At 71.1% G+C, this 398-nt stretch carries 1 protein-coding gene; it reads right to left on the reverse strand.

Going from position 1 to position 398, the window contains the following annotated elements; genetic code table 11:
* Nucleotides 1-99: 99 nt before the first annotated feature.
* Nucleotides 100-398: NUDIX domain-containing protein (locus I6F37_RS43420; protein ID WP_225154899.1), on the reverse strand; the 299-nt coding region annotated here is incomplete at its 5' end.

A 398-nucleotide genomic window follows, 5' to 3' on the forward strand; every position in this document is an offset into this window, starting at 1 on the left:
GATGAACTGCCGCTGCCGCGCCCGATCCGCCTGCTGGGACTGACGCTGGCCAATCTGGAACAGGACCGCCCCGCAGAACCACCCCGCGACGACGCGCAGCTATCGCTGCTGTAAATCCAGCAATGCCAGCCGCACGCCCACGGTGCGCGACCGATCGGGCGGCAGGTCGTCCAGCGCAAAGAACCGCGCCGCCACGATTTCGCGCATGTCCGGGCGCGGTTCGCCCGCGATCAGCCCGGTGAACACGTGGGCCACGTTGCGGGCACCGTGGAACTCCTCCTCCAGCGTGCCGAGCTGGCGCAGGTCGGTGATGCCGCAGCCCAGCTCCTCGGCAAATTCGCGGGCGGCAGCGGCCAGCGGCGCCTCGCCCCGGTTCAGCCCGCCGCCGGGGAATGACC

This window comes from Bradyrhizobium sp. NBAIM08 (assembly GCF_020193935.1).
GTDB classification, from domain to species: Bacteria; Pseudomonadota; Alphaproteobacteria; order Rhizobiales; family Xanthobacteraceae; genus Bradyrhizobium; species Bradyrhizobium yuanmingense.